The following is a 25,857-nucleotide window of genomic DNA, read 5'->3' as shown; positions in this document are numbered from 1 at the left end:
AGAACCCGTAGGCCGCGAGTGAGCGTGAGTGGGCCGTACGTCGTCAGTGGCCGTACGTCGTCGGTGAGCCGTACGCGGTGACTGTGCCCTGCGCCGTAAGTGAGCCGTAGGCCGTGGGGGCGTCGCCCGGTCTCCGCTCGCGCGCCCGCACCAGCCGGGCGGGGCCCGGGGCGGGGGCCGTACCGCGGGCCCCGCCCCGGGCCCGCGGTCACAGCCGACGGCCGGAGCGGCGGGGGGGGGCGGACCTCGGGCCGTGAACGGACCGGGTCGCCCGGGTCGTTGGTGAAGGTGTCACCGGGGAAGGCGCGCCGGCGTGGCATTCTGACGCGATGGCATCTCCTCCTGAGCACGCGCCGCTCGCCGAGCGGGTCGAGGAACTCCTCGCCGCCGGCGGCCCCCTGCCCATCGTCGCCGCCGGACAGCCGGTGCTGCGCCAAGGCACCGAGCCGTACGACGGTCAGCTCGGCCCCGCCCTGCTGAGCCGCTTCGTCGAGGCCCTGCGCGCCACCATGCACGCCGCTCCGGGCGTGGGCCTGGCCGCCCCGCAGGTCGGCGTGCCGCTGCGGATCGCGGTCATCGAGGACCCGGCGCCGGTGCCCGAGCAGGTCGCCGTGGCCCGGGGCCGGGTCCCGCAGCCCTTCCGCGTCCTGGTCAACCCGGTGTACGAACCGGTCGGCGGCGACCGTGCCGCGTTCTTCGAGGGCTGCCTGAGCGTGCCGGGCTGGCAGGCGGTCGTGGCCCGGCACGCCGAGGTACGGCTGCGCGGCGCGGACGAGCGGGGCCGCACACTGGACGAGGTGTTCACCGGCTGGCCGGCCCGCATCGTCCAGCACGAGACGGACCATCTCGACGGCACCCTCTACCTGGACCGCGCGGAGCCGCGCTCCCTGGCGACGAACGAGGCGGTGGCGGCGCTCTGGGCCCAGCCGACGCCCCATGCGGCGGCGCGGGCCCTCGGCTTCCCGCTGCCGCCGGACGGCGCTCAGCTGTCCCGGTAGGACTCCAGCAGCCGCAGCCAGATCTCACTCAGCGTCGGGTAGGACGGGACCGCGTGCCACAGACGGCTGACGGGGACGCGGCCGGCGACGGCGATCGTGGCCGAGTGGATGAGCTCGCCGACGCCCGGGCCGACGAAGGTGACACCGCGCAGGATCTCGTCCTCCAGGTCCACGACCATGCGGGCGCGGCCCTTGTAGCCGTCGCCGTACAGGCCCGCCCCGGCGACCGAGGAGAACTCGACGTCGACGGCGCGGACGCGGTGCCCGGCCTGCTCCGCCTCCGCGAGGGAGAGACCGACCGCGGCGGCCTCGGGTTCGGTGAAGACGACCTGCGGTACGGCGTGGTGGTCGGCGGTGGCCACGTGCGGGCCCCACTCCTCGTCCAGCAGGGGGCTGCCGGCGGCGCGGGCGGCGATGACGGCGCCGGCGATGCGGGCCTGGTACTTGCCCTGGTGGGTCAGCAGGGCACGGTGGTTGACGTCGCCGACCGCGTACAGCCAGTCCGTGCCGGTGACCCGCAGGGTGTCGTCGACGTCCAGCCAGGAGCCGGGTTCCAGGCCGACGGTGTCCAGGCCGATGTCGTCGGTGCGCGGCACGCGGCCGGTGGCGAAGAGGATCTCGTCGCCCTCGATCCGGTCGCCGGTGCCGGTGACGGCGACGACGGTGCCGTTGTCGCGGGTGACGGACTCGACGGAGGTGCCGGTGCGGACGTCGACGCCCGCCTCGGTGAGCGATTCCGCGACCAGTTCGCCGGCGAACGGCTCCATGCGGTTCAGCAGCCCCTTGCCGCGCACCAGCAGCGTGACCCGCGAGCCGAGCGCCTGCCAGGCGGTGGCCATCTCGGCGGCGACGACACCGCCGCCGACGACGATCAGCCGGCCGGGGGCCGCCTTGGCGCTGGTCGCCTCACGGCTGGTCCAGGGCCGCACGTCGGCGAGACCGGGCAGGTCGGGCAGATGGGCGCGGGTGCCGGTGGAGACCGCGACGGCGTGCCGGGCGGTGAGCGTGGTGACCTTGCCGCCGGGGCCGGTCACGGTGACCGTGCGCGGTCCGGCGAGGCGGCCGTGGCCGCGGTACAGGCGGGCGCCGATGCCCTCCAGCCAGGCGACCTGGCCGTCGTCCTTCCAGTGCGAGGTGAACTCGTCGCGCCGGGCGAGGACCGCCGGAGTGTCGAGGGGGCCCTGCACGGCCGCGGCGAGGCCGGGCAGACGGCGTGCGTCGGCCTGGACGATGACCGGCCTGAGCAGGGCCTTGCTGGGCATGCACGCCCAGTACGAGCACTCGCCGCCGAGCAGTTCGCTCTCCACGACCGCGGTGGTCAGACCGGCCGCACGGGTGCGGTCGGCGATGTTCTCCCCCACCGGTCCGCCCCCGATGACCACGACGTCGTACTCGATGGTTTCCGTTTCCGTCATGGGGCCAGTCTGGTGGGTGGTGTGCGCCGTGGCCACATGGGTAGGCAGGCGGAGAGCGCATGGGTACGCGGTCGGAACACGAGCGTGCACGTGTGGAATAGGCTGCCCGGCGGCCGTGTTCCTGCCGTCGGCACACCCCCACACCAGGAAGAGGGAATCACGCCATGAGCAGCACCGTGGAGCTGACCAAGGAGAACTTCGACCAGACGGTCAGCGAGAACGACTTCGTCCTCATCGACTTCTGGGCGTCCTGGTGCGGGCCCTGCCGGCAGTTCGCGCCGGTGTACGAGAAGGCCGCCTCGGAGAACCCCGACCTGGTCTTCGCCAAGGTGGACACCGAGGCGCAGCCGGAACTGGCCGCGGCCTTCGACATCCAGTCGATCCCGACGCTGATGATCGTGCGGGAGAACGTCGCCGTCTTCGCCCAGCCTGGCGCCCTGCCCGAGGCCGCTCTCACCGACCTCATCGGCCAGGCCCGCAATCTCGACATGGACGAGGTCCGCAAGAGCATCGCCGCCCAGGAGGGCGACGCGCCCCAGTAGGCGCGGCGGAAGATCCGGCTTCGTCCGCCGGTGGTCCGGCGCGGCACGGCTGCCCGGTGGATACGGGTCAGCTCGACTCGCGCCGGACCACCGAGGCGCCCAGCACCTTGTGCACCTCCGGCTCGCCCCCCGGATCGCGCACCACGCGGTCGACCAGCTCGGCGAGGTCGCGGCCCGAGGGCAGCTCGATGTGGACCGTGCTGAGCCGGGGCCGCAGCAGCCGGCCGAGCATCAGGTCGTCGGCGCCGATGAGGGCCACGTCGTCGGGGACGCGTAGGCCCTCGTCCTGCAGGGCGCGCAGGAGCAGCATCGCGTACTCGTCGTTGTAGGCGAACACCGCGTCCAGGTCCCACTCCCGCCGGCCGGCGCCGAGCCGGGCTGCGACGAGCCGGGCTGCGACGAGCCGGGCGGCCGCCTCCTCCGTGTAGTCGAGCGGCAGCTCCGTCACGGTCGCGTCCGTACCGTGCAGGGCCTGGCGTACACCCGCGAGCCGGGGCCGGGAGAACGCCTCCAGTCCCGCCTCCCCGGGGACGACGACGCCGATCCGGCGCCGGCCGCGCTCGTACAGATGGGCGCCCGCGCAGTGGCCCACCGTGGCCTGGTCCATCAGCAGGGCGTGCGCGCCCTCGACCCGCCCGGGGCCGAGGGTGACGACGGCCCGGGCGCCGGACCGCTTGAGGACCTGCACCCCCTCGGGGCCGAGCTCCGCACCCGGCACCAGCACCGCCACCGGCCGCAACTCGGCCCAGGCGCGCGCGGCTTCGTCGCCCTCCAGGCCGACGCTGCCGTACTGCACGACGGTGTAGTCGAGCCGGCCGAGCGCCCACTGGAGTTCGTTGAGGAACCTGCTGTAGAGCGGGCCCACCGGGATGGCCGGGGCCGGCATCAGAACCATCCGGCTGTGCCCGGCGCGCAGGCTGCGGGCGGCGGCGTGGGGCACGTATCCCAGTTCCCGCGCGGCCTCGTGGACGCGCCGGCGCGTCGGTTCGCTGATCCGGACGGCGCTGGTGTTGTTGAGGACGTAGGACACGGTCGCGCGGGAGACGCCGGCCAGGCGGGCGACGTCGGCACTCGTGGGCGTGTTCGGTATCTGCACCATGACAGACCGCATCCTGGCAGAGGTACGGCGGCCGGGAGCACCCGGGGGAACGTGGTTCGCCTTTGGACGACACTGGCGGGTCCGGCGAATCCCGTCGCGAGCATGTTCGTAACAAACTTATTAGGGACGAATGCGTTCGTTACAGCGGTTCCGGGAAGGAGGCCCGGCGAAGGGGCCGTCACGACGGACGCCGTACCGGAACGCGGTCCGGTACGGGGCGTCCGAACGAGCGGTCTCAGCGGGGCGGGTCCGTGCGGGTCACCCGGGCGACCAGGTCGATCCAGCCGGCCTCCAGGCGTTCCATGGGCATGGCGCACTGCCGGGTCAGATGGTGGATCAGGGCCGGGTCGAGCGACGCCAGCAGCGTCTGGGCCAGCAGATCGCAGTCGGCGTCCGGCACGATCTGCCGCAGCAGCATCGTGACCTGTGTGCGCAGGGCGCCGAAGGCGGGATGGGTGAACCTGCGGTCCGGCTCCGGCTGGGCGGCCAGCTGCAGATCCAGCTGCTCCGCGGAGCGGTACAGCACCGCCACGCCGAACGCCCGCAGCCGGTCGAGCGGCGGCGCCCCGGGCCCGAGGGGCGGGGGTCCGCTCAGGAAGTCGGCCTGCAGCTGCCTGGCCGAGTGATCGAGCAGGGCCATCAGCAGCCCCGTGCGGTCGCCGAAACGGCGGAAGACCGTGCCCTTGCCGACCTGGGCCGCCGCGGCCACCGCCTCCATCGTCACCCCGCCCACGCCGTGCTCGGCGATCAGGCGGGCGGCGGCCTCCAGCAGCCGGGCCCGGTTGCGGGCCGCGTCCGCCCGCAGGCACGGCTCTTCGGGAACCGGCCCGACCTCCAGCAAGCGAGAGGATTCGACAGGCTCCTGGGACTCCGGGAAGGGCGGCAGGGCGCTGGACATGAAGTCAGCGTAAAGCACGGGGAAGAAAACTGGACCCCGGTCCGGTTAGAGTGGTACACGTTTAAACGGACCTTGGTCCGGATCGTAACCGCGATGTTTCAGCCCCTTGGAGTTCCCATGTCCGTCCGTATCCTCGCGCTCGTCGGCAGCCTCCGCGCCGGTTCGCACAACCGCCAGCTCGCCGAGGCGGCCGTGAAGCTCGCGCCCGAGGGCGCCGAGGTCGAGCTGTTCGAGGGCCTTGCCGACATCCCGTTCTACAACGAGGACATCGACCTCGAGGGCGACGTCCCGGCCCCCGCCGCGAAGCTGCGCGCTGCCGCGCAGGCCGCCGACGCGTTCCTGCTCTTCTCCCCCGAGTACAACGGCACCATCCCGGCCGTGCTGAAGAACGCCATCGACTGGCTGTCCCGCCCGTACGGTGCCGGCGCCTTCGGCGGGAAGCCGGTGGCCGTGGTCGGCACCGCCTTCGGCCAGTACGGCGGCGTGTGGGCGCAGGACGAGGCCCGCAAGGCCGTGGGCATCGCCGGCGGCAAGGTGATCGAGGAGATCAAGCTGTCCATCCCCGGCTCGGTGACCCGCTTCGCCGAGACCCACCCGGTCGACGACGCCGAGGTCGCCGCCCAGCTGACGGAGGTCGTCACCCGTCTGCACGGCAACGTGTCCGAGATCGTCGCCGCCTGAGCCGGAGCACCCCCGCACGGGGCCGGAGCCGCAGTCCGCGGCTCCGGCCCCGTCCGCGTCTCCCGGACCGGTCGGTCACCCGGGCCCCGGGGACCGGCCGGCCCTCCGCCGCGGCACCCCGGACGCCGGGCCGCGCGGGTCCGCTCCGCCGACTCGGCGCGATGGATCCGGACAGGCGCGTCCGTCACATCCGCCGCACCGGACGGCGCCGCGATCACCCGCATCGGGGTAGGCGACTGCTGACCGCTCACATCCGTCACGGCACTCGCCGCGGCGGACTCGGAGTCACCCTGAGGAGACGCCATGCCCTTGGTCCCGCCGCCGTTCGATGCGGAACTCGCCGCCGCGCTGGAACTGGTCGAGGACGTGACCACCCCCGGCTTCACCCTGGACGACCTGGCCGACGCCCGACAGGCCGCCGAGCTGCTCGGCCTGCTGGACGTCACCCTGGACGGCGCCTTCGAGGTGGAGGACCGCGCGGTTCCCGGTCCCGAGGGCGCCCCCGACGTCTCCCTCCTCGTCTGCCGCCCCACCTCAACGGCGTTCACACCCCCGCTGCCGGTCATCTACCACGTGCACGGCGGCGGCATGATGACCGGCACCAACCGGGCCGGGGTGGCCGAACCCCTCGGCTGGGCGCGCGAGCTGGGCGCGGTCGTGGTGTCGGTGGAATACCGGCTGGCCCCCGAACACCCCCACCCCGCGCCCGTGGAGGACGTGTACGCCGGCTGGCTGTGGACCGCCGGGCACGCGGAGGAGATCGGCGGCGACCCGGACCGGATGGTCGTGGCGGGCGCCAGCGCCGGCGGTGGCCTCACCGCGGCGCTCGCCCTGCTCACCCGGGACCGGCGCGGTCCGCGGCCGCTCGGCCAGGTGCTGATGTACCCGATGCTGGACGACCGCAACGACACCGCCTCCGGCCACCAGATGGCGGGGCTCGGCACCTGGGACCGCGGCGCCAACGAGACCGGCTGGACGGCGCTGCTCGGCGATCGCCGCGGCGGCCCCGAGGTCTCCCCGTACGCGGCACCCGCCCGCGCCGCCGACCTGTCCGGCCTGCCCCCGGCCTTCCTCGACGTCGGCTCCGCGGAGACCTTCCGGGACGAGGTGGTCGCCTACGCCTCCGGTATCTGGCAGGCCGGCGGCGCGGCGGAGCTGCACGTCTGGCCGGGCGGCTTCCACGGCTTCGACGGCCTGGTCCCCGAGGCGGCCCTGTCCCGGGCCGCCCGCACCGCGCGCGTGGCGTGGCTGCGACGGCTGCTCGGCGGGACCACGTGACGGCGGCCCTCCACGCCCCGCTCCTCCACCGGAGACACCCTCGCGTAAACCGTAGGCGCGCCGCCGACATGACGTTACCGTTCGGTAGACATCGTGCCCGGAGCCTCCCGGAGGTGCTCACCCCATGACACCCGACCGTGCCGCAGGTCTCGCGCAGACCCGACGTGCCCTCGCCGACGGGGTGGTGACCTCGCGCGCGCTGGTGGAGCAGGCGCTGGCCCGGATCGACGCCACCCAGCCGACGCTGAACGCCTTCCGGATCGTGCGGGCCGAGGCCGCGCTCGCCGAAGCGGAGGCCGCCGACCGGGAGTTGGCCGCCGGAGCGCGCCGCCCGCTGCTCGGGGTACCGGTGGCGGTCAAGGACGACATGGACGTGGCCGGCGAGCCGACCGCGTTCGGCTGCCGGGGCGACTTCCCGCCGGCGACCGCGGACGGGGAGGCGGTACGGCGCCTGCGCGCGGCCGGCGCGGTCATCGTCGGCAAGACCAACACCTGCGAACTGGGGCAGTGGCCGTTCACGGAGGGCCCGGCGTTCGGCGAGACGCGCAATCCCTGGCACACCGAGCACACGCCCGGTGGTTCCTCGGGCGGCTCGGCCGCCGCGGTCGCCGCCGGGCTCGTCCCGGCCGCGCTCGGCTCCGACGGCGCGGGTTCGGTGCGCATTCCGGCGGCCTGGACCCACCTGATCGGCATCAAGCCGCAGCGCGGCCGGATCTCGACCTGGCCCCGCGGCGAGTCCTTCCACGGCATCACGGTCAACGGCACCCTCGCCCGGACGGTCGCCGACGCGGCCCTGCTGCTGGACGCGGCGAGCGGCAACCACGACCTGGACCCGCACCGGCCGGCCGCCGTGACGGCGGCCGACGCCGTCGGCCGCGACCCGGGCCGGCTGCGCGTCGCCCTCTCGCTGAAGCCTCCGTTCACCGCCGTACCCGCCCGGCTCCGGCCGGAGGTGCGCGCCCGCGTGGTCGAACTGGCCGAGAAACTGGCCGGGTTGGGGCACGATGTCGAGGAGGCCGATCCGCCCTACGGTCAGATCGGGCTGGCCTTCCTGCCCCGCGCCACCGCGGGGATCGCCGAACGGGCCCTGGAGGCACCCGACTTCATGCTGCTCGACCCGCGCACCCGGGGCGCCTCCCGGCTGGGCCGGCTGCTCGGCGGGGCACCGCTCAGGGCCGCCCGGCGCGCGGAGGCGGTGCTGCACCGGCGGATCGGCGGGTTCTTCCGGTCGTACGACGTGGTCCTCGCGCCGACCACGGCCGCTCCCCCGCCCCGGATCGGCGCCCTCGCGGGACTGAGCGGGTTCGCCACGGACCGCGCGATGATCGCCGCGTGCCCCTACGCCTGGCCCTGGAACGTGCTGGGCTGGCCGGGCGTGAACGTGCCCGCCGGCTTCGTGGACGGCGGCCTCCCGGTCGGCGCCCAGTTGCTCGGACCGGCCGGCAGCGAGCCTCTGCTGGTGTCCGTGGCGGCGCAGTTGGAGGCGGAGCTGCGCTGGCACGAGGTGTGGCCCCCGCAGCGGGCGCAGGCCGGCACACCGGCCACCTGACCGCGATCCGCCCGTACCCTGTGGCCATGGGCGACGTGTCGATGGTCGGGCTGATGGGGCGGGTCACGGGGACGGTCGGGCCCGGACTCGTCGGCGAGGTGATCGTGCGGGTGCGCGGCGGCGCGGAACACTTCCTCGCCTACCCGGCCGACGGCACGGGTCGCATCGAGCCCGGCACGGTGGTGATGGTGATGGAGCACCTGCCGCCGAGAACGGTCTACGTCACCGCGGCCTACGACAGCTGACGGAGCACCAAGTGAGCGCGCTGCGCTCCAGGTGAGGGCGGCATGCGTCAAGATTGCAACAAGGATCCGCCGGCGTCTTCTCGGCGCGTCCCGGCGAGCGCACACTCCCTTCGTTCGGTGCCGAACGGGCACCAGGCAAAGGGGGCGTATGCCGATGGTTGTCGGCGTCGTTGCGGGGGTGGCGGTCGCTGCCGTCCTCGTGCTGATCGGTCTGTTCAAGATGATGTGGCGGGTGGCCGAGCCGAACGAGGCGCTCATCATCTCCGGTTCCAAGCACCGCACCGAAGGCATCGAGGAGGGCCTGGGGTTTCGCATCGTCACCGGGCGGGGCACGATGGTGCTGCCCGGCGTGCAGGCGGTGCGCAAGCTCTCGCTCGATCTGAACGAGACCGAGCTGCAGGTGGACTGCGTCACGCACCAGGGCATCCCGCTCAAGGTGCGGGGTGTGGTCATCTTCAAGGTGGGCGACGACTTCGTGTCGATCGCCAACGCGGCACGGCGTTTCCTGGACCAGCAGAAGCTGATGTCGGAGCGGGTGCACAACGTCTTCGCCGGTCATCTGCGCTCGATCGTGGGCGGGCTGACGGTCGAGGACATGATCCGCGACCGGGAGAAGCTGACCGGGCAGACCCGGGCGGCCTGCGGTACGGAGATGGAGAAGCTCGGCCTGATCGTCGACTCGCTGCAGATCCACGAGATCGAGGACCCGACGGGCTACATCCGGAACCTGGCCATGCCGCACGCGGCGGCCGTGCAGCGGGACGCGCGCATCGCGCAGGCGGAGGCGAACCGGCTCGCCACCGAGGCCGAGCAGCAGTCGTTCGCCCGGATGGCGGAGGCCACCCGGGACAGCGAGATCCTGCAGGCCGGTTATCAGGCGGAGCGGGACAAGGCGGCGTCGAAGGCCCAGCAGGCCGGACCGCTCGCCGCGGCCGCGGCCCGGCAGGAGGTCGTCGTCCAGGAGACGCGGGTGGCCGAGCTGGAGGCGCAGCGGCGGGAGCAGCAGCTCCAGGTGGACGTGCGCAAGCCGGCCGACGCGAAGGCGTACGAGAAGCGGACACTGGCCGAGGCCGAGCGCGACGCGCGGATCTCGGCGGCCCAGGCCAAGGCGAAGGAGACGGAGCTGGCGGCCGCCGCCGAGGCGACCCGGGTGAAGGCCGCGGCGGCCGCCGAGGCGGAGGCGACCACGTCGCGCGGTGCGGCGAGTGCCGATGCCACGCGGGCCACCGGTGAGGCCGAGGCCGCCGCCGCGCGGGCGAAGGGTCTCGCGGAGGCCGAGGCGACCAAGGCGCAGGGCCTGGCCGAGGCGGAGGCCATCAAGGCTCGCGCCGCGGCGCTCGCCGAGAACCAGGAGGCGGTCGTCGCCCAGCAACTCGCCGAGAAGTGGCCGGAGATCGTGCAGGCGGGCGCGTCCGCGTTCGGCAACGTGGACAACATGGTGCTGCTCAACGGCGCCGACGGCATGGGTGAGTTGTTCGCCAAGGCGCTCACCATGGGCGGCACCGGCCTCGGGCTGGCTCGCCGGCTGCTGGCCGCGACAGGTGACAACGCGCAGCCGGGGAACGGCACTTCGCCGTCACTCAACGGCGCGGTGACGCCCCCGCCGCAGAAGGTTCCGGTGGACCGGGAGGACTGAGGAATCATGTACGGCCGGGTCCCTCACCAGGGGAGGCCGCCGTGCACACCGGCTCCACCGGTGCGCCTCCGGTCCACCCCGGCCGTATGTGTCCACGGGGTCGACGTGGCTCCACGGGGTCCGCATGGGTCCACGGGGTCCGCAAGGTTCCACGGCGTCCGTATATGGCCACGCCCGTACCGGAGCAACCTGCGCACCGCGGGCGCCCGTTCGACCGAGGGCGGCAACCACTAGGGTGCCCTCGTGAGCACGTTTACCGATGAGGACATCCCCGGCCGTCAGGGCCCCCACGCCACCACCGAGGCCGACCCGCGAGAGGTCGGCCGGGTGCGCACCGAGTACTCCCCGGCCCACGACGGGGACCCGGACCCCGGGGAGATCGTGTGGACCTGGGTGCCGTTCGAGGAGAACGACGGCCGGGGCAAGGACCGCCCGGTCCTGGTCGTCGCCCGGGAGGCCGCGGGGACGTTCCTCGCCGTGCAGCTCTCCAGCAAGCGGCACGACGGCGACCGGGAGTGGGTCCCGATCGGCAGCGGGCCGTGGGACCGGTCGGGGCGCGACTCGTGGGTGGATGTGGACCGGGTGCTGCGGCTGTACGAGGAGGGCATGCGCCGGGAGGCGTGCGCCCTGGACCGGATGCGCTTCGACCTGGTCCGCAGGCGGCTCCACGAGCGCTACGGCTGGACCTGACCCGCCCGACCCGCACCCGGACGCACCCGGCACACCGCGTGCCTGGCGGCCCGCCGGGTGCGAGTGCACGGCGCGGCGAGCAGCCCGCCGCGTTCGTCACGGAAGACCGGGACGGCCGGTGAGTGGATCACCCGATCGGCGGAGAAGGGGCACCGGCGCGGGCCGGACCGGCGGGACGGGCACCGGCGCGGGGCCGAGGATGCGCGTACCGGATCGCGCCGCCGCGACGGCCGCCGCGATCGGCACCTCCCGCCCGTCCGGCGTCAGGTACCGGCCGGCCGCCACGATCTTCTCCGTGTCCGCGGCGATACCGCGCAGGCGCGCGCTCATGGCGCCACCCCCGTGGACGCCATGCCCGCGGCCTGCGCGATCTGCCCCGTGGTGCTCATACAGGCATCCTGGGTGATGCTGGTGATGCGGTGCAACGGAGTTTTGCCGACCGCACAACAGCCCGGAGAACAGGTACGGAAACGGAGATGACTGGTCCGGAACGTCCGGCGGGGCGCCCTTGTGCGAATCGGCTCGAGGGTTTTGGGTGGAGCGAACGCCTGCTCGGCCCCTGCCGTACCGGGCCGGTGGCATGGTGGAATCTCAGGAGGATCCCGACATGTCTGATTCACGTAGCGACGGTGGTGACTGTACCGAGCCCCCCGTCGCCGTCACCGAGCCTGAGGTGGAGGCCCTGGTCAGGGGTATCTGCTTCAAGACCGGGCCGCCCCGCACCATAGGGGTGGAACTGGAATGGCTCGTTCACGAGCTGCGGCAGCCGCGGCTCACCGTGACACCCGAACGTCTCGAGGCGGCCTACGCCGCATTGCGGGCCGTGTCCCTGGGGTCGGCGCTCACCGTCGAACCCGGTGGTCAGCTGGAGCTGAGTTCGCCGCCCGCCGCCTCCCTGATGGAGTGCATCGGCACCGTCTCGGCCGACCTGGACACCGTCCGCGCCGTCCTCGCCGAGCACGGTCTCGGCCTCGCCGGCATCGGCCACGATCCCTGGCACGCACCCCGCAGGTTCCTGCACCAGCCGCGCTACGACGCCATGGAGGCGTGCCTGGACCGCAACGGTCGGGCGGGCCGGCACATGATGTGCGCCTCGGCCTCCGTCCAGGTGTGTGTGGACGCCGGCCACGAGGAACCCGGACCGCTCGGGCACCGGCGGCGCTGGTGGCTGGCCCATCAGCTGGGTGCCGTCCTGGTGGCCGCGTTCGCCAACTCCCCGCTGGTCGGGCAGCGGCCCACGGGCTGGATGTCGACCCGGCAGCGGGTCTGGATGGAGATCGGCGCCGGCCGGGCCGGCGGTCCCCCGCTGGACGGCGACCCGCGGGCCGTGTGGGCCCGGCACGCGCTGGACTCGCCGGTGATGTGCGTCCGCCGGGACCACGGGCCGTGGGAGGTGCCCGACGGGCTCACCTTCCGGGAGTGGACCCGCACCCGGTCGCCCCGGCCGCCCACCCGGGCGGACCTCGACTACCACCTGACCACCCTGTTCCCACCGGTGCGGCCACGCGGTCACCTGGAGCTCAGGATGATCGACGCGCAGCCCGGCGAGGACGGCTGGATCGTGCCGCTCGCGGTGACGGCGGCGCTGTTCGACGATCCGGCGGCCGCGGAGACCGCGTACCGGATCGTGAAGCCGCTCGCCGAGCGGGCGCTGAACCTGCCCGCCCCGCACAATCCGCTGTGGGCCGACGCGGCCCGCCTGGGGCTCGCCGACCCGGAGTTGCGCGACGCGGCCACCGCCTGTTTCCGGGTGGCGCTGGAGGCACTGCCCCGGCTCGGCGCGTCCCAGCAGGTCGTCGACGCCGTGGCGGACCACCTGGAGCGTTACGTCGCCCGGGGCCGCTGCCCGGCCGACGACCTGCTGGACGGATCGCACGACACGGACCGGCGCCGGTTCCGGTCCGGCCCCGTCGGAGGTACCCGCACCGCCCACGGGAGGAAGGACATCCGCACATGAGCGCCCCCGAGACCGACACCACGGCCGTCGAGCCGGACGCCGACGCCCTGCGCGAGCGGGCACTGGCCTCGCTGACCACCGCCCGCGAGCGCACCGCGCTGCTGACCGACTGCGTCGACGAACCGGACCTCACCGCCCAGCACTCCCCGCTGATGTCCCCGCTGGTGTGGGACCTCGCGCACATCGGCAACCAGGAGGAGCTGTGGCTGCTGCGGGCGGTCGGCGGCCGGGAGGCGATGCGGCCGGAGATCGACACCCTGTACGACGCCTTCGAGCATCCACGCGCGGAGCGGCCCTCGCTGCCGCTGCTGCCGCCCGCCGAAGCCCGCCGGTACGCGGCCGAGGTGCGCGGCCGGGTGACGGATCTGCTGGCGGCCGCCGACTTCCACGGCACCCGGCTGACCGAGGCCGGTTTCGCCTTCGGGATGATCGCCCAGCACGAACAGCAGCACGACGAGACGATGCTGATCACCCATCAGCTGCGGAAGGGGCCCCAGGCCCTGACCGCGCCGGACCCGGAGCCGGCCGCACCCTTCACCGGGCCGGCCGAAGTCCTGGTCCCCGGTGGCCCGTTCATCATGGGCACCTCCGCCGAACCGTGGGCGCTGGACAACGAACGCCCGGCGCACCCGCGTGAGGTGGCGCCGTTCTGGATCGACACGACCCCGGTGACGAACGGGGCGTACCAGGCGTTCATCGCGGACGGCGGCTACGACACCGAGCGCTGGTGGACGCCGGAGGGCTGGGCGCACATCAGGCGGCACTCCCTCAGGGCCCCGCAGTTCTGGCGCCGCGACGCCGGCCAGTGGCTCAGGCGCCGGTTCGGGATCACGGAGGTGGTACCGGCCGAGGAGCCGGTGCTGCACGTGTGCTGGTACGAGGCCGACGCCTACGCCCGCTGGGCCGGGCGCCGGCTGCCCACCGAGGCGGAGTGGGAGAAGGCGGCCCGGTTCGACCCGGCCACCGGCCGCTCGCGGCGCTACCCCTGGGGCGACGCCGACCCGGCGCCCGAGCACGCCAACCTGGGCCAGCGGCACCTGCGGCCGGCACCCGCCGGCAGCTACCCGGCGGGCGAATCGGCGCTGGGGGTACGGCAGTTGATCGGCGACGTGTGGGAGTGGACGGCCAGCGACTTCCTGCCGTACCCGGGATTCCAGGCGTTTCCGTACAAGGAGTACTCGGAGGTCTTCTTCGGCTCCGGCTACAAGGTGCTGCGGGGAGGCTCGTTCGCCGTGGACGCGGTGGCGTGCCGGGGCACGTTCCGCAACTGGGACCACCCGATCCGCCGGCAGATCTTCTCCGGTTTCCGCACGGCCCGCTCGGACAGCCTCTGATGTGCCGTCACCTGGCCTATCTGGGGCCCGAGGAGCCACTGGGCCGGCTTCTGGTGGAGCCGGCGCACAGTCTGTTCCGCCAGTCGTGGGCGCCCCGGCGGCAGCGCTACGGGACGGTCAACGCCGACGGTTTCGGGGTGGGCTGGTACTCCCCCGGGGATCCCGTCCCGGCCCGTTACCGGCGGGCCGGGCCGATCTGGGCGGACCTGTCCTTCGCCGACCTGGCGCGGGTGGTGCGCTCCGGCGCGGTGCTCGCGGCCGTACGGGACGCGACGCTCGCGGGCGCGGACGCCGAGGCCGCGGCGGCGCCGTTCGCGGCCGGGCGGTGGCTGTTCAGTCACAACGGCGCGGTCGCGGGCTGGCCGGACTCGGCGGCACCGCTGGTGTCCGCGCTGCCCCCGGTCGACCTGCTGTCGCTGCAGGCCCGCAACGACTCGGCGTTCGTCTGGGCGCTGGTGCTGCACCGGCTGCGCAGCGGCGAGGAACCGGCCCGGGCCCTCGGCGAAACGGTGCGCCGGCTGGCCCTGGCGGCCCCCGCCTCACGCCTCAACCTGCTGCTGACCGACGGCGCCACGATCGCCGCGACCACCTGGGGCGACAGCCTCTGGTACCGCACGGAGCCCGGCCGTGGCACGGTCGTCGCCTCCGAACCGTCCGACGACGATCCGCTCTGGCAGGAGGTCCCGGACCGCACCGCGCTCACCGCGAGCAGCACCGGCGTGCTGCTCGCCCCGCTGGAGGACCCGGCGGCCTCCCCCGCTCTCGGCACCACTCGAGCGGGGGCGCACCCATCGACGAAGGAGCCCTGTACGTGAGCCCCCTGCACGTCACCCGCACCCTCCCCGAGGACGCCACCGACGCGGCCCTGCGCGCCGACGTCCGGCACGGCCTCACCGCCACACCGAAGTCGCTGCCGCCGAAGTGGTTCTACGACGCCCGCGGCAGCGAGCTGTTCGAGCGGATCACCGAGCTGCCCGAGTACTACCCCACGCGGGCCGAGCGGGAGATCCTCGCCGCCCGGTCCGGCGAGATCGCCGCCGCGAGCGGTGCCCGCACGCTGATCGAGCTGGGCTCCGGCTCCTCGGAGAAGACCCGCTATCTCATCGACGCGCTCCCGCTCGCGGCCTACGTCCCGGTCGACGTCAGCGAGAGCGCCCTCACCCAGGCCGCGCAGGCGCTCATCGCCGACCACCCGGACCTCGAAGTCCACGCGCTGATCGCGGACTTCACCGCCCCGCTCACCCTGCCGGCCACACCCGGGCCCCGGCTGGTGGCGTTCCTCGGCGGCACGATCGGCAATCTGCTGCCGGCCGAACGCGCCGAGTTCCTGACGTCCGTGCGGGCCCTGCTCGCTCCCGGCGACGGGCTGCTGCTCGGCACCGACCTGGTCAAGGACGAGGAGGTGCTGGTGCGGGCGTACGACGACGCGGCCGGGGTGACGGCCGCGTTCAACAAGAACGTGCTGTCCGTCATCGACCGGGAGCTGGGCGCGGACTTCGATCCGGACGCGTTCGACCACGTGGCGCTGTGGGACGCCGAGCGCGAGTGGATCGAGATGCGGCTGCGTTCCCGTGCCGAGCAGACCGTGAAGGTGCCCGCGCTGGGCCTCGCCGTGGACTTCGCGGCGGGCGAGGAGCTGCGCACCGAGGTGTCGGCGAAGTTCCGCAGGGACAAGGTGGGCCCCGAACTGGCCGCGGTGGGCTTCGAGCTGACCCACTGGTGGACGGACGCCCGAAACCGCTTCGCGCTGTCACTGAGCGTGGCGCGGTGAGTCAGCCCACGTCGGGCTGGAGCGCCTCGGTGATCTTCTCGGACGCCCGGCGCGCCTCGGTCGCCGGGTCCGCTCCGCCGAGCACCCGGGTCATGTACTCCTTGATCGGGTTTCGGGCCTCGACGTCGGCCCACTGAGGGGTGTTGGGGGTCGCCCGCCCGTGCGCCGCGCCCACGGCCATGGCGGCGACCCCCTCCGCGTCGGCGACCGCGCCGGCCAGGGTGGTCTTGTTCGGCACGTAGTTCATCGCCCGGGCGAGTTCGGTGTCCCATTTGGCGCCGGTGAGCGCCCCGACGACGGCGGTCGCGGCGAACTGGTCCTCGGTGTTCTGCGGGACGACGAGGTCGGAGCCGCCGGTGAACACGCTGCCGGCCCGGCCGGCGGTCCGGCCGGGCACCGGGAAGAAGCCCAGCTTGTCCTTCAGTGCCGGGTTCTGCCGCACGATCGACTGCGCCAGGCCGGGTACCGCGACGATCTGTGCCACCTTGCCGCCGGCGAACACCCCGGCCTGGGGCGGGTGTTCCTCGTCGGCGTCCGCCGGTCCGTCGCCCAGCGCCTGCAGCCGCCGGTAGTAGTCCATGCCGCGCAGCGCGGCCGGGGTGTCCAGGGTGCCTCGCCACTCGTGGTCCTTCTCGCGGGCGAGGTCGCCTCCCTCGTCCCAGATGAAGCCGGAGAGCGTGTACCAGTCCTGTCCGGCGAGGTAGATGCCCTGGTTGCCGGCCGAGTTCAGCTTCCCGGTGTCGGCGAGCCACTCGTCGCGGGTCTTCGGCACCCCGGTGATACCGGCCTGCCGGAACAGGTCCTTGCGGTAGATGACGACCCGGTTGGCCGCGTACCAGGGGATGCCGTACTGCTTGTTGCCGTCCTTGCCGGGCTCCGCGAGGCCGGGGAGCCACTTCTCCTTGCCCCAGTCGCGCATCGACTCCAGGGTGAGGTCGACGAGCCGGCCGCCGTCCGCGTACAGCGGCACCTGGGTGTTGCCGACCTCGATGACGTCCGGGCCGTCCCCGGAGCCGTCCTGGAGGGCTCCCCTGACCTTCTCGACGATGCCGGTCCACTCCTGGATGCGGATGTCGAGACGCAGGTCCTCGTGCGTGCTCTCGAAGTCCTCGGTGAAGCGCCGCAGGAACTCCTTGGAAGCGCTGTCCTTCATCAGCCAGACCGTGACGGTCTTGCGCTCGTGCCCGCCGGGGAGCAGCCCGCAGGCGCTGACGAGGGAGCCGGTGACACAGATGAGGGCGAGCAGACGACGTCTCACGAGGGGTCCTGTTCTGTCTGGCCTGGGCGGTGCGGACAGGGGTGGGGGCCCGGTCGTGGGGGGCCGAACACAGCGTTCGTACGGGTGTGCTGGATTTTGGTATGGACCAATGCGCAGGGTCAAGGGCTGCTCCGGTCCGCCGACGACGCCGTGCGGCCCGGGCGCGGATACGGCACCGTGGAGTACGGCGTGACACGAGAGGAGCACCCGCATGACGAACCACACGTACCGGGTCACCGAGATCGTCGGCACCTCGCACGAGGGCATCGACCAGGCCATCCGCAACGGCATCGCCCGCGCCGACCAGACTCTGCGCAACCTGGACTGGTTCGAGGTGACACAGGTCCGCGGGCAGATCGAGAACGGCCGGATCGAGCACTACCAGGTGGGCCTGAAGCTGGGATTCCGCCTCGAGGACGGCGCCTGAGCGGTCAGGTACGCCCTTCGCCCTCCTGCGCCTGACGCAGAGCGGCGGACTCGGCGGCCCAGCGGGCCCGCACCACGGTGAACCCGGCGCGTTCGGCGTCGTCGCACACCAGCTCGTCGTCGTCCACGAGGACCCGCACCTCACGGTCCCGGGCGAGCCGTCGCAGGATCTCCAGCTTGGTGAACCGGGCAGGCCGGCGGTCGGCGTTGCCGCGCATGTGCACCCGCCCGTCGGGCAGCCCGTGGTTCGCGAGCCACTCCAGCGTGTCCCGGCGGCACCGCTCGGGCCGGCCCGTGAGATAGACGACCTCGCACTCCCGGGCAGTCTCCCGCACCAGCGCCAGTCCCTCGGCAAGGGGCGGGTCCGCCGGCGCGGCGGCGAAGAAGGCCGCCCAGTCGCGCGGCCGGCTCTCCAGGTGGTGCTGCCGGTGGGCCGTGTCGGCGAGGGTGTTGTCCAGGTCGAACACGGCGAGCGGTCGCCTGCTGCTGTCGGTCACCCCGACAGCGTAGCCAGGCGGCGGCCCGCCGGACGTGGCGCCGGCCGCGCGCATCCCGGGCGCCGCGGCCACCCGCACGATCCGCGTCGGCACCGGCGGGGTGATGCCGCCCGATCATCGACCGCCGGTCGTGGCCGAGCAGTTCGCCGTGCCGGAGTCGCTGTTCCCGGGCCGGACCGACACGGGGCTCGGCCGTTCCGTGGGCTTCACGGGCGGCGTGCGCAAGGCCCTCGGCCGGGACAGGGGGGACGCCGAGGACTTCGCCCGCGGTGGGGCGAGCCCCTGCAGTGGGTGGAGGGCGGCTCGCCGGCCGGGGTGCGCGCCCGCCCCGCGGAGGGCCTCGCGGTCCCCTCTCCGTGCCGGCGCCCGGCGAGGGCGCGCGGAAGGAGACCGGGTGTTGGGACGAGGGCTTGATCGCCCCTGGACATCGACGCAAGCCGCCGGGGTCGATCTCGGGCTACCGGGTTCGCCGGATCCGATCTTGGAGGTGCTTCCGTCCGCCCTGACGGCCATCTGCACGGGGCCTCGTCACCGTTCCGTCACAAGTAGGCGCCGCACGGAACCCCGCCGCTCTCCCGCCCTGTCTGCACTCACGTACCACGACCACGCGTACCGCGGGGCACCAACCGACGACCGAAACCCGCGGACGACACGACCCAGGGGGACGACAGCATGAGGCACAGCAACGGCATTCGCAGGGCGGCTCTGGCGACGACGGCGGTCGCGGCCGTCGCGGCAACGGTGACCGGCATCCTGCCCGGCACCGCCATGGCGGCGAGCACCACCACCTCCACCCCGCCGCCCGCCTGCCCGACCTCCGCCCTCCGGGTCAGCGCCTGGCAGGCCGCGCACCGGCCCGTCGGGACCGGGACCGGGGCGGCGGTCGTGCAGTTCACCAACGTCTCCCGGCGGACGTGCGTCCTGAAGGGCCATCCGACGGTCGCGGGCGCCGGCAACGGCTCCCCCGCCCACAACACCCCGCTCAAGGTCACCCGCACCGGCAGGGCGGCCACCGTGACGGTCCGGCCGCACGGCAAGGCGTGGGTGAAGCTGACCTTCGTCCAGGTCCAGGGGGAGGGCGACGGCTACTGCGTGTCGGGCAAGGCCCCGGTGACGTATCCGACGATGGTCGTCGGGCTGCCGCACTCCGGGAAGCACCAGGTCGCCCTGAACGACGGGGTGTGGGCCGAGTGCGACAACAAGGTGACCGTCACCCCGGTCTCGCCGGTCAAGCCTTCCTGACCCCACCGTCCCCACGAATCGATCGGTCTGCACGACGATCGCAAGGATCTGACCCGCACATGTAGGGGAACTGCACATAAGTACAGGTCGGCGACTCAGCGCTCCTTCGGTGCGCCGAGTCGCCGACCTGTGGTCAGTCGTCGTGTGCTTGTCATGCCCGGTACGGGCCTGGTATGGGCCGCACTGATGCCAGGACCCCGGGGAGTCCGACCAGTCCAGCCATACCTTGTCGCCCCCACGCGCCTTGGTGATCAATGCCCGTCGGTAGTCGGGTTCTCCGCTGCCCACGGCGCCGGGGTGAGGTTCGGGTGCTTCCGACGCGAAGGCGGAGCCTCCCTCCCAGTGGGCGGTGATCCGCTTGACGTTGATTTTGTGTGCCGCACAGGGTGCGGCGGCGGGCTGCGGTGTCGACGACGAGGTCGTCGAGCCGGAGCGGCACGGCGATGGCGTGGCGGCGCAGCGGCGAGCGAGCAGGCGGTCGGACCGAGGGATTCGACGAGGTGATCGTCGGCTCCGGCGTCCAGGCCGGGCGAACACATCGAGGCCGTCGCTGAGAACCGCGATCACCAGCGTACGTTCCTGACCTCAACGTGACACGCAGGGACACGAACTGCGCCGCAGCCGTCCGCCTGACACGCAACCCGACCTGCCGAACAGCCCGCTTCCAGAATCCGTTCAGGCACTCTGTGCCACGGTTGGACATCACGGCTGCGTCGCGGCCGCCCCTCTCACAGGGCGCTCGTCCCGCTTCCCGGGGAGAGCGCCCTGCCGTTTCGACTGGACAGGAGAAAGTGACTTGGAGAAACCGGAGGTCCTCACCGACCTCGACGTGGCGGGCACGTCGAGCACGACCAAGTCGGTGATGAAGAAGCTGCCCGAGGTCACGCTGGCCTTCTGGATCATGAAGATCGCGGCGACGACCCTGGGCGAGACGGCGGGCGACCTCTTCGCGCAGACACTGAGACTGGGCTACTTCCTCACCACGATCGCGCTGTTCCTGGTCTTCGTGGTGACGCTCGTGATCCAGCTGCGATCCAGCCGCTACAACCCGTTCTTCTACTGGACCGTGATCCTGTCGACCAGCATGGCCGGCACCACGATGTCCGACTTCATGAACCGTGACGCCAGTGCGAAGTACCTTTCCGGCGGTGCGACGAAACTGGGGTGGGGCCCGCAGGGTCTTGGTCTCGGCTATCCGGAGGGCGCGGCGATCCTGATCTCGATCCTGCTGCTGATCTTCCTCGGCTGGAAGCTGAGCGGGATGACCTTCCAGATCACCGACATCGTCACCTTCAGGGGCGAGGCTCTGTTCTGGTCGGCGATCCTGGTGTCGAACACCCTCGGCACGTCCATGGGTGACTTCCTCTCCGACAGCTCTGGCCTCGGCTACCTGGGCGGCGCGCTGCTGGTGACCGGGCTGCTCGCGGTGCTGGTGGCGCTGATGAAGGTGCCCGCGGTGCCGAACGTGCTGCTGTTCTGGATCGCGTTCGTCCTCACCCGCCCGCTCGGTGCCACCGCGGGCGACTTCCTCACCAAGCCGGTCGCCAAGGGCGGCCTGGACCTGGGCACGGCCGGCTCGTCCGCCGTCCTGCTCGCCGTCCTGTTCGGCTTGATGGCCTACGCCCACGTGCAGGAGCGCCGGACCGCCGCAGCGAAATTGGAGAGGCAGGCCCCGGTCACCCGGCGCGCAGGCTGACCGACAAAACCTGCCTCGCGCAGCGGCAGTTCCAGCCTCGGCGCACCGAAGCGGCTCGTCCGGAGCGCGGACCTCGTCGGCCGTCGGCAACCGGGGCTGGGACGTCGGACTCACCGGCGCTCCCGCCCGGTCTCGAAAACGCACCCACGACCGCACGGCGCTGCCGGACTCCCACCGGCGGCTCGCCGCTTTCTTCGCACCCGAGCGCCGACCGGCCGCCGGGGCGCTGACCGGCTCGATTGACCGGCTCGAGATGCGGACCCGGCGGGGCCCGGTGACCCTGGGAGGAAAGCGTCGAGCGACGAGGAGGGCCGCCATGTCCATCATGGACAAGATCAAGGGCATGCTCAAGGGACATGAGGACATGACCGACAAGGGCATCGACAAGGGCGGCGACTACGTCGACCAGCGCACCGGGAACAAGTACCAGTCGCAGGTCGACACCGGGCAGGACAAGCTGAGGGACGAGTTCGGCACCCGCCGGGACCAGGGCAACCCTCCGCAGTCGTAACGCACGGGGGCGGATAGAGTTCCCCCCGATGCACAGCCCCCATGACCCGTACGTCCGTGTCCGCGGCGCCCGCGAGCACAACCTCAGAGGCGTCGACGTGGACATCCCGCGCGACGTACTGGCCGTGTTCACCGGTGTGTCCGGCTCGGGCAAGTCGTCGCTGGCCTTCGGCACCATCTACGCCGAGGCCCAGCGGCGTTACTTCGAGTCGGTCGCGCCCTACGCGCGCAGGCTGATCCACCAGGTCGGGGCGCCCAAGGTCGGCGAGATCAGCGGACTGCCGCCCGCGGTGTCGCTGCAGCAGCGCCGTTCGGCCCCCACCTCGCGCTCCTCGGTGGGCACGGTCACCGCTCTCTCCAACTCCCTGCGGATGCTGTTCTCCCGGGCCGGGCGGTATCCGACGGGCGCCGAGCGGCTCGATTCGGACGCGTTCTCGCCCAACACGGCGGCCGGTGCCTGTCCCGAGTGCCACGGCCTCGGACGCGTGCACGAGACGACCGAGGAGCTGCTCGTCCCGGATCCCTCGCTGTCCGTCCGCGAGGGCGCCGTCGCGGCCTGGCCGGGCGCCTGGCAGGGCAAGAACCTGCGGGACATCCTCGGCGCCCTCGGCTACGACGTGGACCGGCCCTGGCGCGAACTGCCCGCCGAGCAGCGCGAGTGGATCCTGTTCACCGACGAGCAGCCGGTCGTCACCGTGCATCCGGTCCGGGACGCCGACCGCATCCAGCGGCCGTACCAGGGCACGTACACCAGCGCCCGCCGGTATGTGCTGAAGACCTTCTCGGACACCAAGTCCGCGACGCTGCGGGCGAAGGCGGAGCGCTTCCTGACCAGCCGGCCCTGTCCGGTCTGCGGGGGCAGCCGGCTGCGGCCGGAGGCGCTGGCGGTGACCTTCGACGGCCGGACGATCGCCGAGCTGGCCGCACTGCCGCTCGGCGAGCTCGCCGCACTGCCGGCCGGTGACTCGCAGACGGCCCGGGTGCTCATGGAGGACCTCCGGTCCCGCATCGCCCCGGTGGTCGAACTGGGCCTCGGCTATCTGAGCGTGGACCGGCCCACCCCCACCCTCTCGGCGGGCGAGCTGCAACGGCTGCGACTGGCCACGCAGTTGCGCTCCGGGCTGTTCGGCGTGGTGTACGTACTGGACGAGCCGTCCGCCGGACTGCACCCGGCGGACACCGAGGCGCTGCTGACCGTGCTGGACCGGCTGAAGGCGGCGGGCAACTCGGTGTTCGTCGTCGAGCACCACCTGGACGTCGTGCGCGGCGCCGACTGGCTGGTGGACGTGGGCCCCGGCGCGGGCGAGCACGGCGGCCGGGTGCTGTACAGCGGGCCGCCGGCGGAGCTGGCGTCGGTCGAGGACTCGGCGACCGCCGCGTTCCTCTTCGACGAGGCACCGGGACCGGCCCGCGAGGTCCGCCGGCCGCGCGGCCGGCTGAAGGTCGGACCCGTGACCCGGCACAATCTGCGCGGGGTGACGGCCGAGTTCCCGGTGGGCGTGTTCACCGCCGTCACCGGGGTCTCCGGTTCCGGGAAGTCCACCCTCATCGGCGCGTTGACGCAGGAGGTCGAGGGGGTGGACCGGCTGGTCAGGGTGGACCAGAAGCCGATCGGGCGCACCCCGCGTTCCAACCTGGCCACCTACACGGGCCTGTTCGACGTGGTGCGCAAGGTGTTCGCCGGCACCGATGAGGCGCGGGCGCACGGGTACGGCGCCGGCCGGTTCTCGTTCAACGTGGCGGGCGGTCGCTGCGAGACCTGCCAGGGCGAGGGCTTCGTCAGCGTCGAGCTGCTGTTCCTGCCGAGCACGTACGCGCCCTGCCAGGACTGCGGGGGCGCACGCTACAACCCCGAGACGCTGGAGGTCACCTACCGGGGGCGCGACATCGCCGAGGTGCTCGACCTGACGGTGGAGGCCGCGGCGGAGTTCTTCGCGGACATCCCGGCCGCGGCCCGGAGCCTGGGCGCCCTGCTCGACGTGGGCCTCGGCTACCTTCGGCTCGGCCAGCCGGCGACCGAGCTGTCCGGTGGCGAGGCCCAGCGGATCAAGCTGGCGAACGAGCTGCAGCGCGGCCGTCGCGGTCACACCCTCTACCTGCTCGACGAGCCGACGACCGGACTGCATCCGGCCGACGTCGAGGTGCTCATGGACCGGCTGCACGGCCTGGTGGACGCCGGGCACACGGTCGTGGTCGTGGAGCACGACATGACGGTGGTGGCGGGCGCCGACTGGGTGATCGACCTGGGACCGGGCGGCGGCGACAGGGGCGGCCGGATCGTGGCGGCCGGCCCCCCGCAGCGGGTGGCGCGGGCGGCGGACAGCGCCACGGCGCCCTATCTGGCGCGGGTCATGTCCTGAGCGGTGGGCCGTGCGGTCCGCGGGGGCACCGGCCGGCCGGCGACGAGGGCCGCATGGGTCCAGGCCGGCTCGGGCGTGGCCGGCTGGGCGGCCCGGGCCAGGGCGCGCCGGTCGGGGTGGGCGCCCGGCGGTATCACCGGCCGCACCTCCACCTCGGCCACCAGGCCCCGGGTGCGGGCCACCCGCCACAGGGAGGCGAGCAGGGTGTCCTCGCCGACGAACGCCGCCGCGGTGCCGCGGGCGCCGCCCCGCTGCCGGTAGCTCAGGCGCACCGGCTGCACCGGCACGCCCGCGTCCAGCGCGGCCTGGAAGACGGCCCGGCGGAAGTGCCCCTGGGCCCGCCCGCACCAGGTGCTGCCTTCCGGGAAGGCGGCCACGGCCCCGCCCTCGCGCAGGGTCTGGGCGATCCGGGCGACCGTGTCCGGCAGGGCGCGCAGCCGGTCCCGCTCGATGAACAGGACGCCGCCGCGCGCGGCCAGAGCGCCCGCCACCGGCCACCGGCCGACCTCGGTCTTGGCGAGCATCCGGGCCGGGCGTACGGCGGCCAGCAGCGGGATGTCCAGCCAGGAGACGTGGTTGGCGACCAGCAGCAGCCCGCCGGGCGGTGCGGCGCCGCCGCTGACGCTGATCCCGACCCCGACGGCGCGCACGATCATCCGGCACCACCGGCCGACCCACTCGGCGGACGTCCGCCGGCGCAGCCGGGGGCTCGCCGAGCCGAGCAGGGACACCACGATCCCGGCCAGCACCAGCGCCGTGACCGCGGTCAGCCGCAGTACGGCACGGGGTACGGCCACGGCGGTCCGGGCCGGGTCCACGCAGGCGCCCGGGGTGCAGGGCGCGGTGGGCAGCCAGCCGCTCATCACGCGGGGACGAGCGAGAGGAAGTGCCGCAGATAGCGCGCGTCGACCCGGCGCATCGACAGCAGCACGTACAGGTCGGCGACCCCGAACTCCGGGTCGTGCGCGGGCGCGCCGCACACCCAGGCGCCGAGGCGGAGGTAGCCGCGCAGCAGGGCCGGCAGCTCCGGGCGGCCGGCCACGGCAAGGGCCGTGGGCCGGGGCGTGGCCGCGGGGCCGGGGGTCCAGGGCAGCAGCGGCCGTACCCGGAACTCCTCGGGTGCCAGGTGCTTGGCGCGCACCCGCTCCCAGGTGGCGGCGGCGAGAGCGCCCCCGTCGGCGAGCGGCACCGAGCAGCAGCCGGCCAGCCACTCGTGGCCCCGGTCGACCATGTAGCGGGCGATGCCCGCCCAGATCAGGCCGATGACGGCGCCGTCGCGGTGGCCGGGGTGGACGCAGGAGCGGCCGACCTCGACCAGGCCGGACCGGATCGAGGCCAGCGGGCCGAGGTCGAACTCGCCCTCGGAGTAGAGCCGCCCGGCGACCGCGGCCCGCTCGGGGGGCAGCAGCCGGTAGGTGCCGACGACCTCGCCGGTGGCGGCGTCCCGGATGAGGAGGTGGTCGCAGTAGGCGTCGAAGGCGTCCGTGTCCAGGCCCGGCTCCGGACCGTCGAGCCGGGCGCCCAGTTCCCCGGCGAAGACCTGGTGGCGCAGGCGCTGCGCGGCGCGGACGTCGTCCTGGTCGCGGGCGAGCGACACGAGGTAGCCGGAGCCGTCGGGCGGGGCGGCGAGGGCGGGGGGCGAGGCGGGCATGGCGGTCATGGGGTCTCCTGCGCCGAGCGGAAGCGTGCGGAAATCTGCACCTGCTTTCTTCCGCGGCAGGCTGGCCTCGGCGTGTCCGGAGCGGGGCCCGGGGATGTGCGGCCGCTGAATGACG

Annotated in this window: 24 protein-coding genes and 2 pseudogenes; 18 read left to right on the top strand and 8 right to left on the bottom strand. The window is 73.4% G+C overall.

Features of this window, described 5'->3' with window-relative positions:
* Positions 1-329: 329 nt before the first annotated feature.
* Positions 330-998, top strand: a complete 669-nt coding sequence (locus tag ABVB68_RS08055) for a peptide deformylase (RefSeq protein WP_353600189.1) — start codon at positions 330-332, stop codon at positions 996-998.
* Here ABVB68_RS08055 and ABVB68_RS08050 read toward each other — a convergent pair.
* Positions 983-2,413, bottom strand: coding sequence for a dihydrolipoyl dehydrogenase family protein (locus tag ABVB68_RS08050; RefSeq protein WP_353600188.1), 1,431 nt, complete (start codon positions 2,411-2,413; stop codon positions 983-985). The genes ABVB68_RS08055 and ABVB68_RS08050 overlap by 16 nt on opposite strands.
* A gap of 164 nt (positions 2,414-2,577) precedes the next feature.
* Between ABVB68_RS08050 and trxA the strand changes: the two genes are divergently transcribed.
* Entirely contained in the window at positions 2,578-2,955 is a 378-nt protein-coding gene (gene trxA, locus ABVB68_RS08045; RefSeq protein ID WP_353600187.1) for a thioredoxin, read from the top strand.
* Positions 2,956-3,022: 67 nt separating this feature from the next.
* On the opposite strand, the gene ABVB68_RS08040 is transcribed toward trxA, so the two are convergent.
* Together ABVB68_RS08040 and ABVB68_RS08035 are read right to left on the bottom strand one after the other, a co-directional pair.
* Positions 3,023-4,054, bottom strand: a complete 1,032-nt coding sequence (locus ABVB68_RS08040; protein ID WP_503006034.1) for a LacI family DNA-binding transcriptional regulator — start codon at positions 4,052-4,054, stop codon at positions 3,023-3,025.
* Positions 4,055-4,289: 235 nt separating this feature from the next.
* Positions 4,290-4,970, bottom strand: coding sequence for a TetR/AcrR family transcriptional regulator (locus ABVB68_RS08035; RefSeq protein WP_353600185.1), 681 nt, complete (start codon positions 4,968-4,970; stop codon positions 4,290-4,292).
* Positions 4,971-5,069: 99 nt separating this feature from the next.
* On the opposite strand from ABVB68_RS08035, the gene ABVB68_RS08030 reads away from it, so the two are divergent.
* From ABVB68_RS08030 to ABVB68_RS08005, 6 genes are all read left to right on the top strand, one after another.
* Positions 5,070-5,633 (top strand): NADPH-dependent FMN reductase, encoded by a 564-nt coding sequence (locus tag ABVB68_RS08030; RefSeq protein ID WP_353600184.1) that lies wholly within the window; start codon positions 5,070-5,072, stop codon positions 5,631-5,633.
* A 303-nt stretch (positions 5,634-5,936) separates the two neighbouring features.
* Positions 5,937-6,911 carry an alpha/beta hydrolase gene (locus ABVB68_RS08025; protein WP_353600183.1) on the top strand — a complete coding sequence of 325 codons (975 nt, stop codon included), beginning with the start codon at positions 5,937-5,939 and terminating at the stop codon, positions 6,909-6,911.
* A 124-nt stretch (positions 6,912-7,035) separates the two neighbouring features.
* The gene (locus ABVB68_RS08020; protein WP_353600182.1) at positions 7,036-8,460 is read left to right on the top strand and encodes an amidase; all 1,425 of its coding nucleotides are present in this window, start codon (positions 7,036-7,038) and stop codon (positions 8,458-8,460) included.
* Between the two features lie 26 nt (positions 8,461-8,486).
* The gene (locus tag ABVB68_RS08015; protein ID WP_353600181.1) at positions 8,487-8,705 is read left to right on the top strand and encodes an NfeD C-terminal domain-containing protein; all 219 of its coding nucleotides are present in this window, start codon (positions 8,487-8,489) and stop codon (positions 8,703-8,705) included.
* 148 nt (positions 8,706-8,853) lie between these two features.
* Entirely contained in the window at positions 8,854-10,341 is a 1,488-nt protein-coding gene (locus tag ABVB68_RS08010; protein WP_353600180.1) for an SPFH domain-containing protein, read from the top strand.
* A 243-nt stretch (positions 10,342-10,584) separates the two neighbouring features.
* A complete protein-coding gene (locus tag ABVB68_RS08005; protein ID WP_353600179.1) occupies positions 10,585-11,031 on the top strand; it encodes a type II toxin-antitoxin system PemK/MazF family toxin in 447 nt (148 codons plus the stop codon).
* A gap of 62 nt (positions 11,032-11,093) precedes the next feature.
* Here ABVB68_RS08005 and ABVB68_RS08000 read toward each other — a convergent pair.
* Positions 11,094-11,361: pseudogene (locus ABVB68_RS08000) on the bottom strand (hypothetical protein); the annotation flags it as partial.
* Between the two features lie 277 nt (positions 11,362-11,638).
* Between ABVB68_RS08000 and egtA the strand changes: the two are divergent.
* Genes egtA through egtD form a run of 4 tightly spaced genes read left to right on the top strand, consistent with a single transcriptional unit; the run spans position 11,639 to position 16,093 of the window.
* Positions 11,639-12,988, top strand: coding sequence for an ergothioneine biosynthesis glutamate--cysteine ligase EgtA (gene egtA, locus ABVB68_RS07995; RefSeq protein ID WP_353600178.1), 1,350 nt, complete (start codon positions 11,639-11,641; stop codon positions 12,986-12,988).
* The gene (gene egtB / locus ABVB68_RS07990) at positions 12,985-14,322 is read left to right on the top strand and encodes an ergothioneine biosynthesis protein EgtB (protein WP_353600177.1); all 1,338 of its coding nucleotides are present in this window, start codon (positions 12,985-12,987) and stop codon (positions 14,320-14,322) included. The genes egtA and egtB overlap by 4 nt, the downstream gene beginning before the upstream one ends.
* A complete protein-coding gene (egtC, locus tag ABVB68_RS07985) occupies positions 14,322-15,137 on the top strand; it encodes an ergothioneine biosynthesis protein EgtC (RefSeq protein WP_353600176.1) in 816 nt (271 codons plus the stop codon). The genes egtB and egtC overlap by 1 nt, the downstream gene beginning before the upstream one ends.
* A complete protein-coding gene (gene egtD / locus ABVB68_RS07980) occupies positions 15,134-16,093 on the top strand; it encodes an L-histidine N(alpha)-methyltransferase (RefSeq protein ID WP_353600175.1) in 960 nt (319 codons plus the stop codon). Before egtC ends, egtD begins: the two co-directional genes overlap by 4 nt.
* Before the next feature lies 1 nt (position 16,094).
* Here egtD and ABVB68_RS07975 read toward each other — a convergent pair whose 3' ends face one another.
* On the bottom strand, positions 16,095-17,351 hold the full coding sequence (locus ABVB68_RS07975) for an extracellular solute-binding protein (RefSeq protein WP_353600174.1): 1,257 nt from the start codon (positions 17,349-17,351) through the stop codon (positions 16,095-16,097).
* Positions 17,352-17,562: 211 nt separating this feature from the next.
* Here ABVB68_RS07975 and ABVB68_RS07970 point away from each other — a divergent pair, with 211 nt between their 5' ends.
* Positions 17,563-17,778: a dodecin gene (locus tag ABVB68_RS07970; protein ID WP_353600173.1), complete on the top strand. Its 216-nt coding sequence runs from the start codon at positions 17,563-17,565 to the stop codon at positions 17,776-17,778.
* Between the two features lie 4 nt (positions 17,779-17,782).
* On the opposite strand, the gene ABVB68_RS07965 is transcribed toward ABVB68_RS07970, so the two are convergent.
* A complete protein-coding gene (locus ABVB68_RS07965; RefSeq protein WP_353600172.1) occupies positions 17,783-18,274 on the bottom strand; it encodes a phosphatase domain-containing protein in 492 nt (163 codons plus the stop codon).
* A 19-nt stretch (positions 18,275-18,293) separates the two neighbouring features.
* Between ABVB68_RS07965 and ABVB68_RS07960 the strand changes: the two are divergent.
* From ABVB68_RS07960 to ABVB68_RS07940, 5 genes and pseudogenes are all read left to right on the top strand, one after another.
* Positions 18,294-18,625, top strand: a pseudogene (locus tag ABVB68_RS07960) (LLM class flavin-dependent oxidoreductase); the annotation flags it as partial.
* A 321-nt stretch (positions 18,626-18,946) separates the two neighbouring features.
* Positions 18,947-19,516: a DUF4232 domain-containing protein gene (locus ABVB68_RS07955; RefSeq protein WP_353600171.1), complete on the top strand. Its 570-nt coding sequence runs from the start codon at positions 18,947-18,949 to the stop codon at positions 19,514-19,516.
* A 796-nt stretch (positions 19,517-20,312) separates the two neighbouring features.
* Entirely contained in the window at positions 20,313-21,212 is a 900-nt protein-coding gene (locus tag ABVB68_RS07950) for a COG4705 family protein (protein WP_353600170.1), read from the top strand.
* Positions 21,213-21,528: 316 nt separating this feature from the next.
* Positions 21,529-21,723 carry an antitoxin gene (locus tag ABVB68_RS07945; RefSeq protein ID WP_353600169.1) on the top strand — a complete coding sequence of 65 codons (195 nt, stop codon included), beginning with the start codon at positions 21,529-21,531 and terminating at the stop codon, positions 21,721-21,723.
* 28 nt (positions 21,724-21,751) lie between these two features.
* The gene (locus ABVB68_RS07940) at positions 21,752-24,082 is read left to right on the top strand and encodes an ATP-binding cassette domain-containing protein (protein ID WP_353600168.1); all 2,331 of its coding nucleotides are present in this window, start codon (positions 21,752-21,754) and stop codon (positions 24,080-24,082) included.
* Here the strand turns inward: ABVB68_RS07940 and ABVB68_RS07935 are convergent.
* Together ABVB68_RS07935 and ABVB68_RS07930 are read right to left on the bottom strand one after the other, a co-directional pair.
* The gene (locus ABVB68_RS07935; RefSeq protein ID WP_353600167.1) at positions 24,058-24,945 is read right to left on the bottom strand and encodes a lysophospholipid acyltransferase family protein; all 888 of its coding nucleotides are present in this window, start codon (positions 24,943-24,945) and stop codon (positions 24,058-24,060) included. The genes ABVB68_RS07940 and ABVB68_RS07935 overlap by 25 nt on opposite strands.
* Complete coding sequence (locus ABVB68_RS07930) at positions 24,945-25,742, bottom strand: GNAT family N-acetyltransferase (RefSeq protein WP_503006033.1); 798 nt, start codon at positions 25,740-25,742, stop codon at positions 24,945-24,947. The genes ABVB68_RS07935 and ABVB68_RS07930 overlap by 1 nt, the downstream gene beginning before the upstream one ends.
* Positions 25,743-25,857: the final 115 nt, after the last annotated feature.

The organism is Streptomyces sp. NPDC096012, assembly GCF_040426375.1.
Lineage (GTDB): Bacteria > Actinomycetota > Actinomycetes > Streptomycetales > Streptomycetaceae > Streptomyces.
The sequence above is the reverse complement of the archived record's forward strand: the minus strand, read 5'-3'. Positions and strand labels throughout refer to the sequence as shown.